11 protein-coding genes are annotated in these 15,031 nt (G+C 53.6%); 8 read left to right on the top strand and 3 right to left on the bottom strand.

The features are described 5' to 3' along the window. Positions 1-108 precede the first annotated feature (108 nt). The 8 genes from ACO064_RS09540 to ACO064_RS09505 all read left to right on the top strand — a co-directional run bounded on the left by ACO064_RS09540 (position 109) and on the right by ACO064_RS09505 (position 12,513). Positions 109-759, top strand: a complete 651-nt coding sequence (locus ACO064_RS09540; RefSeq protein WP_421827152.1) for an RNA polymerase sigma factor — start codon at positions 109-111, stop codon at positions 757-759. Between the two features lie 49 nt (positions 760-808). Beyond that, positions 809-1,804, top strand: a complete 996-nt coding sequence (locus tag ACO064_RS09535) for a FecR family protein (protein WP_421827151.1) — start codon at positions 809-811, stop codon at positions 1,802-1,804. 30 nt (positions 1,805-1,834) lie between these two features. Further along, entirely contained in the window at positions 1,835-5,224 is a 3,390-nt protein-coding gene (locus ACO064_RS09530; protein WP_421827150.1) for a SusC/RagA family TonB-linked outer membrane protein, read from the top strand. Between the two features lie 42 nt (positions 5,225-5,266). Beyond that, positions 5,267-6,925: a RagB/SusD family nutrient uptake outer membrane protein gene (locus ACO064_RS09525; protein WP_421827149.1), complete on the top strand. Its 1,659-nt coding sequence runs from the start codon at positions 5,267-5,269 to the stop codon at positions 6,923-6,925. Positions 6,926-7,216: 291 nt separating this feature from the next. Continuing rightward, positions 7,217-8,974 carry an FAD-dependent oxidoreductase gene (locus tag ACO064_RS09520; RefSeq protein WP_421827148.1) on the top strand — a complete coding sequence of 586 codons (1,758 nt, stop codon included), beginning with the start codon at positions 7,217-7,219 and terminating at the stop codon, positions 8,972-8,974. 106 nt (positions 8,975-9,080) lie between these two features. Continuing rightward, positions 9,081-11,078 carry an FAD-dependent oxidoreductase gene (locus ACO064_RS09515; RefSeq protein WP_421827147.1) on the top strand — a complete coding sequence of 666 codons (1,998 nt, stop codon included), beginning with the start codon at positions 9,081-9,083 and terminating at the stop codon, positions 11,076-11,078. A 98-nt stretch (positions 11,079-11,176) separates the two neighbouring features. Then, a complete protein-coding gene (locus ACO064_RS09510; protein WP_421827146.1) occupies positions 11,177-11,950 on the top strand; it encodes an SDR family oxidoreductase in 774 nt (257 codons plus the stop codon). 62 nt (positions 11,951-12,012) lie between these two features. Then, the gene (locus tag ACO064_RS09505) at positions 12,013-12,513 is read left to right on the top strand and encodes a hypothetical protein (RefSeq protein WP_421827145.1); all 501 of its coding nucleotides are present in this window, start codon (positions 12,013-12,015) and stop codon (positions 12,511-12,513) included. A gap of 56 nt (positions 12,514-12,569) precedes the next feature. Here the strand turns inward: ACO064_RS09505 and ACO064_RS09500 are convergent, their stop codons facing one another. Genes ACO064_RS09500 through ACO064_RS09490 form a run of 3 tightly spaced genes read right to left on the bottom strand, consistent with a single transcriptional unit; the run spans position 12,570 to position 14,859 of the window. Beyond that, entirely contained in the window at positions 12,570-13,385 is an 816-nt protein-coding gene (locus tag ACO064_RS09500) for a helix-turn-helix domain-containing protein (RefSeq protein ID WP_421827144.1), read from the bottom strand. After that, on the bottom strand, positions 13,382-14,314 hold the full coding sequence (locus tag ACO064_RS09495; RefSeq protein WP_421827143.1) for a hypothetical protein: 933 nt from the start codon (positions 14,312-14,314) through the stop codon (positions 13,382-13,384). Before ACO064_RS09495 ends, ACO064_RS09500 begins: the two co-directional genes overlap by 4 nt. Next, on the bottom strand, positions 14,311-14,859 hold the full coding sequence (locus tag ACO064_RS09490; RefSeq protein ID WP_421827142.1) for a GNAT family N-acetyltransferase: 549 nt from the start codon (positions 14,857-14,859) through the stop codon (positions 14,311-14,313). The genes ACO064_RS09495 and ACO064_RS09490 overlap by 4 nt, the downstream gene beginning before the upstream one ends. Between the last annotated feature and the right edge of the window lie 172 nt (positions 14,860-15,031).

Genomic DNA, 15,031 nt, shown 5'->3' with positions numbered 1-15,031 from the left:
GCGGTCAAAAAAAAGTCAACTTTTTTCAAAAATCACTAAGGGTAAAATAGTGCAATAAAGTCTTTAATTCGTTTTAGAGATCTTGTGCTAATGGCTACCTTTACCCTGTTGAACCCTTCGATATCGCCCGAAAACCGCCCTACACCTTCCATCGCCGAAGAAAAACCGGTGACGACGGTGTATGATTCCGAGCTTTTTCTGCGGAAAGCCTTTGAACAGGAACCGCGGAAAGGGTTTGAACTGCTGTTTCGGCACTATTATACCCCACTCTGTAGCCATGCCGTTCGGTTCGTCTATTCCCGGCAACTGGCGGAAGACCTGGTGAGTGAGGTGTTCTACCAGTTCTACCGCACGGAAGCGTACCGGAAAGTGCACTCGTCTTTCATCAGCTATCTGTTCACGGCGGTTCGGAATGAAGCCTATACGCACCTGCGCAAAGAGTTTGGCAAAACCGACTCCATCGATTCGACTACCGAAAACCACCTGACGGGGCATCAGCCGCAGCCCGATTCGGAAGTCCATTTCAACAATCTGTTTCTGGCCGTCAACGACGCCATCAGCCAGTTGCCCGCGCAGTGTCGGCGGGTGTTTCTGCTGAGCCGGTTCGAGAATAAAAAGTACGAAGAGATTGCCACCGAATTGCAGATTTCACCCCGAACTGTCGAGGTGCATATTTCCAAAGCCCTCAAACACCTGCGCCAGACCCTGCGGGAAGAATGGACCGTGCTCGTCTGCCTCATCAATCTATTTTTCTGCTGAACTAAGGGGAAAAGTAGCTTTTCAAGTCTCTCGTTCAAATGCCACAAACATGAATCATTCGGTATCGAAACATACCCTGTTTACCTATCTGGCCGGACAGGCAACCCCGATCGAGCGTCAAACCGTGGAGGAATGGCTGAAAAATCCGGCCAATACCCCAACGTTCCACGAATGGCTGCTCGAATGGGAGATGCGCTCCCTGCAATTTGTGCCGGATCAGGAAGCAGCTTTTGCAAAAGTGGTGCAACGGCTGGACCAGACCGAAAGGCCGGAAGCAGACGAAGAACCGATGCCCGTTCGCAAACCGCTGTTCTTTTGGGGCGGCTGGAAACCGTATCTGGTGGCCGCAACGGTTTTGCTGGCGCTGCTCATTCCGTTGCGAAACAAGCTGTTTTATCAGACACACTACACGGCCTACGGAGAAACGAAAACCCTCCGGCTGGAAGACGGAACCGGCGTGGTGCTGAAATCAAATTCGTCTTTGCAAGTGCCCCGGTTTGGCTTTTACACGAACATCCGGGAAGTGCTTTTGACGGGAGAGGGCCGGTTTTCGGTGACGCACAAACCCGATCACCAGCGGTTTGTGGTCAAAACGTCCGACCAGTTTCAGATTGAAGTGCTGGGGACCGAATTCACGGTTTACGCCCGGAAGCAAAGCACAAATGTGGCCCTGGGCCGGGGCAAAATCCGGGTCGATTACAGCCAGGGCGCCGATAAACACCAATTGACGATGAAACCGGGCGATCTGCTCACGCTCAGCCACCAGGGCAATCTCCATCTGCGTCAGCTTCCGGCGGTTCCGAAAGCCGAAGCCCGGGACAAAACCGGCCTGACCTTCAAGGAAACGTCCGTTTGGGAAGTGTGCTACCTGCTCCGCGAAAATTTTGGCCTGAAAGTGGAAATCGACGACGACTCACTGGCGCAACGGACCATTTCCGGGAATTACCACGCCGATAATGCCAACGAACTGCTCAACGTCCTGACCGAGACCCTCGACCTCAAAACCGAGAAAACCGGCACGGGCCTCCTGTTAAAAAACAACTGATTATCCCTATTCCCTATTATTTCAGATCAAATGAAGAAAGCTGTACACCACCTGGGTTTGTTAGCGGTGCTATTGATCGGCTATCCGGTTACCGGTTTTTGCCAGACGCTGGCGTCGGCCCAACACCTGCAACGCTCCACCGGCCGAAGCGCGCAAATGCAACTCAAAAACGTTTTGCTCGATTTGCAGCGTCATTACCGCGTTGAAATTGTGTTTGAAGACCGGATTATGGCCGGGAAAACCGGGCCTTCCGAGCCCGTCAATCTGAACGTTTCCGTCGAGAAAAACCTGCACAATCTGCTCAAGAATACTGGTTTGCGGGTGAAAAAAATCCGGAAAGACACCTTTGTAATCACCGAAGAGCGGAAAACGAAAAACGACCTGTCGAACCGGACTCAAGAAACGGAGTCGGAGGCTTCAACGCCCGCTGCCACGCCGGTTGACGAGCGCACCGATGGCAATGCGACCGAATCCGTTGCCAACCACCAGCCCGTTGTGGCCGACCTCAGCATCAGCGGCACGGTGATCGACGAATCCGGGGCGGGATTGCCGGGCGTCAGCGTGGTGTTGAAAGGCACGACCCGCGGTACGACCACAGACAGCAAAGGATTCTATCAGGTGAATGTGCCCGACGAGAAGGCGGTATTGGTCTTCAGCTTTGTCGGCTACATCTCTCAGGAAGTGACCGTCGGAAACCGCTCCACGGTGGGCGTTAAACTGGAAAATGATACCAAGTCGCTCTCGGAAGTGGTCGTGGTGGGTTACGGAACGCAGAAAAAAGTAAACCTGACGGGGGCCGTATCGTCCATTTCGAATGAAGAACTGGTGCGACGCCCCGTGGGCCAGACTTCAGCCGCTTTGCAGGGCATGATGCCGGGCGTAACGGTGACGCAACGCTCCGGGCGTCCGGGTGCCGACGGCGGTTCCATCCGGATTCGCGGGGTCGGAACGCTGGGAAACTCGGACCCGCTGGTGCTCATCGACGGCATTGAAGGATCGATGAACAGCATCGATCCCAACCTGATAGAGACGGTTTCGGTTTTGAAAGATGCGGCTTCGTCGTCCATCTATGGGTCACGGGCGGCCAACGGCGTGATTCTGATCACCACCAAACGGGCCAAAGGAAACCGGATTTCGGTCAACTACAACAACTACATCGGCTGGCAAACGCCCACGAACTTGCCCAAAATGGCCAACGCCATCGACCACATGCTGCTCACCAACGAAGCGTATGTGAACGTGGGCCGTTCGCCCTTATACTCCGACGATTTGATCCAGAAATATCGTACGGAAGGCGCTTCCAACCGCGATTTGTATCCCGATACGGACTGGCAGAAAGAAGTGTTAACGGGTTCTGGTCTGCAACAGAGCCACTTTGTGAGCATCAACGGCGGAAGCGAGAAAATCCGTTTTCTGACCTCGGTAGGCTACTTTGACCAGAAAGGCGTGATTGAGAATTCAACGTTTCGACGCTACACGCTCCGGAACAACGCCGATATTCAGCTTTCTAAAAAATTCAGCGCGCGAGTCGATCTCCAGCTCGTGGCCGCCACGACCCTCGAACCGGGCCGGGGTTCCGAGGAAGTATTCCACTGGATGAACCGGATTCCGGCCAATCAGATCGGGATTAACTCCAACGGAACCTGGGGCGATGGCTGGAACGGCGACAACCCGATTGCGATGTCGCGCGACGGCGGAACCCGGAAAAACAACAGCCCCTACGCTTTTCTGAATGCGGCCCTGGTATACAAACCCACCTCGTTTTTAACGGCCGAAATCGCCTATGCGCCCAAATATGCCTTGTCGATCGATAAAAACTTTAACAAAGCCATTCAGGCGTACAAACCCAATGGCGCGCTGAGCTTTCTGGCACCGGCCCGAAGCACGCTGACGGAGGGCAACAGTCGGTCGATGTACACCACCTTGCGCGGAACACTAACCTTTGATAAAGCGTACGGCGACCACGGTCTGAAAGTTTTAGCCGGTTTTTCCCGGGAAGACTTTCGCAACGACAACACTTCAGCCTACCGCGAAGGCTTTCTGCTTCCCGATTATCAGGTGCTGAATGCCGGAGCTTCGGACATCCAGCGGGCTTCGGGGGGGGCCTCGGAATGGGCGTTGCAATCCGCCTTTGGACGGATCAACTACGATTACAAACAGAAATATCTGCTGGAGGCCAATGCCCGTTACGACGGTTCATCCCGGTTTGCAACGGGACGTAAATACGGTTTTTTTCCTTCGGTATCGGGCGGCTGGCGGATTTCGCAGGAATCGTTCATGCAACCCCTTTCCAATGTGGTCAACGAACTGAAACTGCGGGCGTCGTGGGGACAACTGGGTAACCAACTCATTGGCAACTATCCGTTTATGTCGTCGCTGCAATTTGGTCCGTACACGTTCAATAAACAGATTGTCAACGTCGTCGCCCTCAATACGCTGGCGAACGCGGATATTTCCTGGGAAACCACCGAAATGACAGACATTGGTCTGGACATGACGCTGTTTTCCAACCTGTCGATCACCGCTGATTATTTTTCGAAACGTACCAAAGATATTCTGTTGGAACTGGATATTCCGGCCATCATCGGCTTGGGAAAGCCTTCGCAGAACGCCGGAATCGTTGACAACAAAGGCTGGGAACTGGGCATCAATTACAAAGGAGCCGTCCGGAATTTTCGCTACGATGTCGGATTCAATATATCGGATGTTAAGAACACAGTGATCGACATGCGGGGTGTCAACCTGACGGGCCTGACTGCCAACCGGGAAGGCTACCCGATCAATTCGCTCTTCGGTCTGGAGTCGGAAGGTTTTTTCCAGACGGCCGACGAAGTGGCCGCCCATGCCCAGCAATTCGGGGTGATCAAACCGGGGGATATCAAATACAAGGATCAGAACGGCGACGGTCTCATCAACAACGACGATAACGTGGTTTTTGGAAACACCATTCCCCGCTTCACCTACGGCAGTACGCTGAATGCGTATTACAAAGGGTTTAGCTTAAACATTGTTCTTCAGGGTGTTGGTAAAGCTGACGGCTATCTGAATGAGCAGGGCATCATGCCGTTCTTCCTGGGCGGAACCGTGCAGGAGCAACACAAAGACCACTGGACGCCGGAAACGCCCAATGCCACCTTTCCCCGGCTGGCGTTCAGCGAAGCCAACAACGAAAAAAACTCCAGCTTCTGGATGCGGAATGCCGCCTACCTGCGTCTGAAAAACATTCAGATTGGCTACACGCTGCCGACGACTTTAACCCAAAAAGCCGGTATCAACAACGTGCGGGTTTTTGCCAACGGCCAGAATCTGCTGACCTGGGATAAGTTCTGGGACGGCTACGATGTCGAATCGCCGGTTGGTTCGGGACGCAGCTACCCGCAGGTCAAAATGGTCAGCTTCGGACTTGATGTCAGCTTCTAAAAACCGCCGGTTTTCCTTCCCATTTTCAACTGAATCACTCGAATGAAAAAGATACACTACTGGTTTTTGTCCATCTGCCTGATCCTGAGTACCACCTCCTGCGAGGATTATCTGGAACGCTTTCCGCTGGAAGGCCCCGCCGACCAATCGTATTTTGCCAACGCCAGCGAACTGGAGCTGGCCGTCAACGGCTGTTACAAAGGCATGAATTTTCACCCCAGCGACGGGATGCCGACCCAGCTTTTGCTGGATGTTTGCACCGATATCAACTGGGACCGGAACAACAGTGCCATGCAGCAAATCGGCAAAGGAAGCCACGACAGCAACAACGGTTTTGTGCGCTCGGTCTGGAATGAGTCCTACAAAATTATTGGCCGCTGTAATTTTATCCTGGACAACATGAACAAGCTGGACGGCAAAATGGACGCGACGCTGTATGCCCGCTACCAGGCCGAAGCCCGTTTCATCCGCGCTTACCAATACGGTTATCTGATCGAACTGTTTGGCGGGGTTCCGCTGGTGACCAAAACGCTGGGGCTGGCCGATGCGCAGGTTCCGAAAGGCACCAAAGACGAATGCGCCACCTTCATCATGAATGAGCTGGACGAAGCCGCCAAGGCCTTGCCGACGAGCTATGACGCCAGAAATACCGGTCGGGCTACCCGGCAGGCGGCTTTAGCGACTAAAGCCCGGACGGCTCTTTACAACGAGAAATGGGACGTTGCGGCCACCGCTGCCAAAGCCGTCATGGATTTGAATATCAACAAACTGCATCCAAATTTCGGGGAGTTGTTTTCGTATAAAGGGCAGAATTCCAGTGAAATTATGTTCTCGTTGCAGTACCTGAAAGGAACGCTGACGCACAGCACCCCGCAGAACTTTCTGTCGCGCAACGCGCAGGGCGCTTCCAACAAGGTGCCGGGGCAAATGCTGGTGGATTCGTACGAATGCACGGATGGACTGTCGATCGACAAATCGCCCTTGTATAACCCGAAAGATCCGTTCAAAAACCGCGACCCACGCTTGGATTTTACGGTGGCCGTACCGGGTTCCAACTACTTCAATTTCAAGTTTGAAACCCACAAAGACAGCGTCAAAACGATCAATTATGCCACGGGCGCGCGGGTTGACAACCAGGACGCCATTCACGCCTTTGCGACGTATACCGGCTACTGCTGGCGGAAATACACCGACCTGACGGACAAAGACGACCGGAGCAATTCGGAACTCAACATCATCCTGATCCGCTATGCCGAAGTGTTACTGATTTACGCGGAAGCTAAAATTGAAGCCAACCAGATCGACCAATCGGTTTACGACGCCATCAATGCCGTGCGGCAGCGGGTCAACATGCCAGCCATCAAAACGGGCAAAACGCAGGCCGAACTTCGCTCGATTATTCGCAAGGAACGGAAGTATGAATTGGCCAATGAAGGCTTTCGTTTGTTTGACATCCGTCGCTGGAAAATCGCTGAAAAGCTGATGAACGGGAATTTCTTGGGCCGCATTCCGAAAGGGTTGCTGGCGACAGCCCCAGCGATCGATGCCAACGGAACACCGGATTACAGCAATGTGCCTAACAAAGCCGACATGCGGGTGGTCGAACTCCGGATTTTTAATCCGAACCGCGATTACCTGTGGCCGATTCCGTACATCGAAACCGTTACGAATAAAGTATTGACTCAAAACGCTGGTTATTAAATAATAAAACGGATGTCTGATCATCTCTAAATTGCTTTTGAGTTGCTTTGATAGGTGTTACAGTTACCCCGGAGGGGTGATCTGTTAGTAGTCAATAGGAACCCAGTTAGTGACCTTAAGCCCCGGCTGGGGCGCTCTAATGAATGCCCTTACGCTAAGTCCGCCCCAGCCGGGGCTTGGAATCTGGACTTATGGACTCTGCCTATTGACAGATCACACCTCCGGGGTAATTCCTGTTAGAGCAGCTTAAAGGAGATTTAGGAGTAATAAACCTACCTGAAACTAAAACTAATGCTTGCAACCCGACGTCACTTTCTGAAAGTATCCGGCCTGAGCGGTTTAGCCCTCACCGCCGGACTCCCCGAACTTTACGCCAGCGCAACCGTTCCGCTGGCGGAGACTGAGTATGACCTGATCATTGTTGGGGCCACGCCCGGCGGAATCATGGCCGCCGTTTCGGCTTCCCGGATGGGCAAAAAATCGTTGATTCTGGAGCGGACGGCCTACATCGGCGGTTTGCCCGCCAACGGACTTGGGGCCACCGACATCGCCACCCGTGGGGCTACAGGCGGTTTGTTCCTGGAGTTTGTGCAGCGCATCAAGGCCTATTACGTTGAGAAATACGGCGCGGATTCGCAGCAGGCCACCGACTGTGCCAATGGCTACCATTTCGAGCCGTCGGTAGCCGCCAAAATCTTCGATGGCTTTTTGAAAGACAGCCCGAATGCAACGGTGTTGACCCTGCGCCAATTCGATTTTGAACCCGAAAATCTGACGATTGAGAAAAACCGGATTCGGGGCATTCGCGTCATCAACCGAACGACGAAAAAACCGGAAACCTATCAGGGGCGGTTTTTTATCGACGCGACCTACGAAGGGGATTTGATCGCGGCTGCGGGTGTTCCGTTTTTTCTGGGCCGGGAAGGCAAATCGGAATACAACGAAGTGGGAGCGGGGCGCGTCTACAAATACTGGGCCGGGCCGGAAGGCGAAGGCTCGACGTTTCAGGGCGACAACGCCGTGCAGTCGTACAATTACCGTTTGTGCGTGACCAATGATCCGAAAATCCGGGTCAGAATCCAGAAACCGGCGCGTTACAACCGCGAAGAATATGCCTCGCTGGTCAACGACGTCAAAACCGGTACGTATACCGGCGTCGCCATGACGAAACTGACCGATGCGCAGAAGGCGGAAATTCAGCGCAAGACGAAAGCAGGCGTGTCGCCGGACGTTCCCGGCATGCCGAAAGGTATTGCCTGGCTGACGAACATGGTCAAATTGCCGAACGGAAAAAACGACGGCAACAACCAGCACCACGCCTTCATTTCCACCGATTTACCGGAAGAAAACTGGCCTTATCCGACCTCCGGCTGGGAGTGGCGCGACCGGTTTGCCCAACGGCTGCGGGAATATACCGAAGGACTTTTTTACTTCGCCCAGAACGACCCCGAATTGCCCGAGTGGTTTCGGAAAGAGTGTGCGCAATGGGGCTGGGCCAAAGATGAATACACCGACAACGGCAATTTTCCCCGGCAGTTGTACGTTCGGGAAGGCCGCCGGATGAAGGGGAAATACATCTTCAAAGCCCAGGATGCACAGCCGGTCAAACCGGGCGGACGACCTCCGCTTCACGCCGACAGCATCACGGCCAGCCACTACGCCCTCGACTCGCACGCGGTTCGGAAACGGGAAGCGGGCAAGATTCACCTGGACGGTTTTATCAGTTATCCGTCAGCGGTGTATACCGTTCCGTTCCGGGTCATTGTGCCGGATTCGCCGTTGGAAAACCTTCTGGCGCCGGTTCCGGCTTCGGCTACGCACATTGGTTTTTCGACGCTCCGGATGGAACCGTGCTGGATGGCCCTCGGGCAAGCCGCCGGAACTGCTGCGGCCCTGTGCGTTCAGAAGTCGCAGTCGGTGCATGACCTGTCGGTGCCGGACTTGCAGAAGTCGCTAGTACAGCAAAAGGCGATTCTGGTGTATGAGAAGGGACTTTCAACATCCGACCCAAATTTCGAAGCCAACCAGTTGGCGGCATTGAAAAAATAAACTATTACACAGAGTTGATCAGAGATTATCGGGGTTAATCAGAGTTTTTCTCTGCGTATCTCTGATGTACTCTGATTAACTCTGAGTAACAACTCTTTACAAAAACATGCGATACATACTACTTTGCCTCAATCTACTTCTCATCACCTCCGCCATTGCCCAGCAGCAGGTGGACGTCTGCGTTTACGGCGGCACATCCGGGGGTGTCATTGCGGCATACACGGCCCGGAAACTGGGAAAAACCGTGTTGCTGATCGAACCCGGCAAACACCTCGGCGGCATGACCTCCGGCGGGTTGGGCCTCACCGACATTGGCAATAAATACGCCATTACGGGCATCTCCCGCGACTATTACCGGCGCATCGGGCAACACTACGGCAAGTTCGAGCAGTGGATTTTTGAACCGCACGTAGCCGAAAATCTTTTCAACGACTACGTCAAACGCGGGCAGGTCGATGTGCTGCTGTCGCACCGGCTTTCGAGCGTGAAAAAGACGAACGGAACCATTCAGGAAATCGTGCTGGAGGATTCGGGAAAACCGGCTGCCAAACGCACCGTTCGGGCCAAAATGTTCATCGACTGCTCGTATGAAGGCGATTTGATGGCGAAAGCCGGTGTTTCCTACACCGTCGGCCGGGAAGACAATTCGAAGTACAATGAAACCATCAGCGGGGTGCAACTCATGAAAGGGCACCAGCTTCCCGATGGCATCGACCCCTACAAAACCCCCGGCAAACCGGAATCCGGCTTGCTCTGGGGCGTCAGTCCGGCGAAACTGGAACCGGATGGAACCGGCGACAATAAAGTCCAGGCGTATAATTACCGCATTTGCCTGTCGTCCGATCCGGCCAATCAGGTGCCCATTACGCGCCCGGCGGGCTACGATTCCACGACGTATGACCTGCTCGCCCGGCTGATTGCAGCCCAGCCGCAGAAGCGCACGCTCAACGACTATTTTATCTGGAGCGGAATGCCCAACAAAAAAACCGACATCAACAACCGGAACGGTTTTTCGACGGATATGATCGGCATGAATTACGAGTATCCGGACGGGAGTTATGACAAACGGGCGCAGATTATTCGCGATCACGAGCTGTATACCAAGGGATTACTGTACTTCTTCGGCCATGATTCGCGGGTACCGCAGGACCTTCGGGAGCAGATGCTGAAGTGGGGGTATCCCAAAGATGAATATACCGATACTGGCAACTGGTCACCGCAACTCTACGTTCGGGAAGCGCGCCGGATGGTGGGAGCGTATGTGATGACCCAGGCCAATTGTCAGGGGAAAGAGGTCGTGACCGACGGCGTCGGCATGGCGGCTTACACGATGGATTCGCACAACATTCAGCGGATTGTGATCGAAAAAGACGGCAAAAAAATGGCGAAGAACGAGGGGAATGTTGAGGTGGGCGGTTTTGGGCCGTACCCAATTGCCTACCGCGCCCTGATTCCGAAAGAAACCGAGTGCCGGAATCTGCTGGTGCCGGTTTGCCTGTCGGCGTCGCACATTGCCTACGGGTCGATTCGGATGGAGCCGGTTTTTATGGTGCTGGGCCAATCGACGGCGCTGGCGGCTGTGATGGCGATCGATGCCAAGACCAGTGTGCAGAAAGTGGATATTGCCAAGTTGCAGAACGAACTAAAAATGAATCCGTTAGCGGATAAAAGTACCCCTGAAATTCTGGTCGATAATGACGACAAGGCGTTGACGACGGCAACCGGTCCGTGGCGGTTGGAAAGTAAGAGCAAAGGCGGCTATGGCCCCTCGTATCTGATCCACGAAGGACAGGGCACCGAAGCGGCATCGGTACGGTTTACGCCGAACATTGTCAAAGCGGGCAAATACCGGATCTATACCTATTTCCCGCGTCTGGCCAAAAGTGCTTCCGAGCTGGGGGTAACGGTTTCGGACGGGAAAAATCAGAAGTCAATTCCCATCAAACCCGCTGATATTGTGGTGGTTGGGCAAACGTCGGGTGAGTGGGTATCGCTCGGTGAATACGACCTGCCGAAGGGTAAAACGGCCTCGGTTGAAATTGCGGTCAAGCAAACCGACGGCCCGGTGGTGGCCGATGCGGTTTTGTTTGTACCGGCGTTTTAACATCCTTGGGTACGTTTAATTTCAATTTGGTGTTTGGTTGACAGTAGAGGAAAGCCTGATCGGAGCTTTACACGGTTAGCAATCTTCATTATTCCTTCATGATTCTTGATCTATTCTCCCTTCAGGGTAAAACGGCGCTGGTAACCGGCGCCAAACGCGGTATTGGGAAAGCCATGGCCATTGCGCTGGCCGAAGCCGGTGCCGACATCATCGGGGTTTCGGCCACGCTCGAACCGGGCAGCGAGGTGGAAACCGCCGTAACCGCGCTGGGCCGGAAATTTTACCCGTTTCCGGTCGATTTTACGGATCGCTCCGCGCTGTACACGTTTCTGGAAACCGTCCGCGACGAATGTCCGCCCATCGATATTCTGGTCAACAATGCCGGAAACATCCGCCGAAAACCGGCGGCCGAACATCCGGATGAATACTGGGATGAAATCATCGACATCAACCTCAATGCTCAGTTTATCATCAGCCGGGAAATCGGGCGCGAGATGCTGACCCGGGAGGTGGATTATAACCGAAAAATTATTTTTACCGCTTCCCTGCTCACCTTTCAGGGCGGCATGACGGTGCCGGGCTATGCTGCCAGCAAAGGCGCCATCGGGTCGCTGACCAAAGCCCTGGCGAATGAATGGGCGTCGAAAGGCATCAACGTCAACGCCATTGCGCCGGGCTACATCGCCACCGACAACACAGCCGCGCTCCGGGCCGATGCCGACCGCAATCCGGCCATTCTGGCGCGAATTCCCGCCGGACGATGGGGTGAGGCCGACGACTTGCAGGGTGCCGTCGTTTATCTGGCCTCGCAGGCTTCCAACTACGTGCAGGGAACTATTCTGACCGTGGACGGCGGGTGGATGGGGCGATAGTTCGACCAAAACCGTAAACATTCGGATTCGTTTCGCAGTTATGGATGAAAACAACCCTCACCATGATGGACACGAACGAAAACGAAAATCAGGAAACCTTCGACCCGCAGGCCCGGGACGAATCATATTATTCTAAAAATCCTTATCAGCACGGTACGTCCGATTACGGAAAACCGAGCGAAGGCGTTGGAACCGGCGAAATGGTGGTTCCATCGGCCGATCGGGGTGAGCTTGCTCACGACATCAGTGCCGACCGGGAAGACCACCGGGGTAATTTCGAAAACGAAACCCGCCCGGATAGCCACGGATCAACACAGGAATGGGATGTTGATCCCAATGTGATTGCCGAAAACCGGCAGGATGCGGCCCATGCGCCGGATAGCGTCGAAAGCGGTTTGCCCAGCAGTGTCGAAGGATTACCGGATAATCCGTCGGACGAAGCGCTGTTTGTTCGCAAAGGCGCTACGTATCTGGAAGAAGGTGACAAGCCTTCCGAGAGCTATGACCCGCACCACATGGGGTATGGCGATGGCGACGATGACGAGAAAAAAGATAAGTCGTAAAATAAAGTTGAATCTTTGCAAAAACGGCCTGCTGATCTTAGCAGGCCGTTTTTTTGTCATAATTCAGACGGTGAACGCTGCGTCAACTGGCGGGCATCTTTCACAAAATGGGAGAAATCGGTGTAACCGGCCTCTTCAAACGGAAACCGGCTTCCGTGTTGTTTGTAAAGCCGAAGTCCGTTCTTGAATCGAAGCAGTTTCTGGCAGTATTTGGGCGAATAGCCGAGCGTTTCGTTGAAATACCGGTGTAGCGAAGGATATGAAACGCCCAGGTCGTGGCAGATCTTGCTCATGTGCTGATCCCGGTTTGCGGTTTTTGGCTCAAATTTTTGCAAAACCGCCTGCACGATTTTTAGCTTGTAAGTCACTTCTACCCGCTGAATTCGCTTCAGCAACAGAGTCTCCATCAGACGGACGCGTTCGTGAAAAGCGGGAGCGGTTTGTAATGGCTCTTCTAGTTCGTCCGGGCGGATCAAAATACTTAAGTCCGCATTGGTATTTTCTATTTCCTGAGTCTGGAAACGAAACAATTTTCCCAGCATTCCCGGTTTGAATTTGACGTAAAATTCGTGAACGCCAGCGGGATAGATGGACGTGTGTAAATCCGTCAGATTCCCCAGAAACCGGGAACCGTGTCCGGTTTTGATCACACCGGTTTTCTGGTTGATCGAGAGCCAGTTCTGCGGATTCAGACTGATGCACAGAAGATTCGAAAGGTTGGGTAAGCCATTCAAATACAATGGATTCGATAGCGTAGCGGGTTGATGTATTTCGAAATAATATTCGACAAAAACCGTCAGTGCCGGGCTGGGGTAGGCCAGCCGGAAATGCGGTTCTGCTTCGTCTTCGTATATCACCCGTCCTTTGTTCATGACACTAATCGAAACAGCAGTTCGACCCCCAGGCCGGTGATCAGAAACCGCTCTTTTTTATTTTGTAACAATTGCTGCGTCCAGTCGACAAAACCGCCGTCGCCAATTTCGTAGTCCTGACCGCGAACCGTAACCAATACCTTGTATTGCAATCCTTTATAATAGTGGTTTTCCCGATCGGGCGTGGTGTCGGTTTCGATGATGAGGTCGGGCCGACCCTTCAGGATGTGGTTTTTTACCTGTTCCAGCAACCGGCTGTCATCGCTGCGCTGGATGAGTTTAAACCGCAGCGTATCCATCCGCAGGGCGTCGCGCAAAACGGCGGTCACCACGGCCAGGTGTTCGGCCAGACTTTCGCGCTCAAACTGAAAACTGCCGGTATCGCGTCCCGACGAGACCAGACAACCGATTTTAAAGTGCTGGGTATGCCCCGCAACGGCCACTTTGGGCGTTCGGACATGCCGCTGAATCGTGCTGAACCGGAGTTGATCGGTGGGCGAAAGCGGTTTCCATTGGCCGCTTTTTTTCAGGTCGCTAACATGCAGCGCGAGCGCGTTGGTGGCGTCGGCCAGCACTTCGGTGCCGCGCAGGGCCGACAGGATTTTCTGCTGATCGGCGGTTGCCACTACCGAGCAGGAACCCAGGGGAGCCACCGGCGACAGTTCGATGGGTTTGAACAGGAACGTCTCGAATAGCTGTAAAAGCTTGGTTTCCAGCTCGTGCAAAGCCAGGAAATCGGTGTCGGCCGGTTTGACGAAGCGGTTTTTCTGGTAATGTTGCAGCAATTCCGCCGGTGTCAGTCGCCCGGTTTGCCGATTGAACACCGCCAGCAGCAGCGAGTTCAGTTCCGAGGGCGTCAGTTCGTCCGACAGCACCCGTAGAAGGTCCGGTCGGTTGATCCGGTTCAGGATTTTCTCGACAATGGTCATGACAGCAACGCGGTTAATTTCTCCTCGTCGACGAGGCTATACCGGTATTCATCCACGACTTTTCCGTCTTTGTAGACAGCCGCTTTCTGAATGACATCCAGCGTAAATCCATTTTTTTCCAACACCCGCATCGACGGTTTGTTGTAGGCAAAAATGCCCGCAAACAGCCGGATCAGCCGGGTGGTTTCGAACGTGTACTGAACGAGGTGACGAATGGCGGCCGTGGCCATTCCCCGGCCCCAATAGGGTTCGCCGAGCCAGTATCCAATTTCGCCCGACAATTGATGAATGTCCGTTTGCGGAATCACACCGCAAACGCCCGCCAGCTTTCCACCCAGATAGATTCCTAAAACCAGGCCCATTGCACCGTCCTGAGCAGCTTCGATGAAATACACCGCGTCGCTGAGCGAATAGGGATGTGGAAAAGAGTCCCGCAAATTGAGCCAGATGGCGCGGTTGTTGGCCAGTTGGGCAATGGTTTTGGCATCCCCGGCTTTCAGGCTGGCCAGGGTGATATCATTTTTGCAGTCAAGTTCGATTCCCATCGTCATACGCACAAAGTTGGCCGCAATTGAACTGAATTCTGGTGTAAAAATCTATCATCTTGTAAAAAACGTATTTTGCAGAAGCTTTTTACCAAAAAAGTTGCCGCATCGGTCCCGGTTTTCTAATATTGTTGCGTTGTAGCTTTACAACAAACCAATCGTGAACTCAAAT

The sequence above is a fragment of the Larkinella sp. genome (genome assembly GCF_965227735.1).
Lineage (GTDB): Bacteria > Bacteroidota > Bacteroidia > Cytophagales > Spirosomataceae > Larkinella.
The sequence above is the reverse complement of the archived record's forward strand: the minus strand, read 5'-3'. Positions and strand labels throughout refer to the sequence as shown.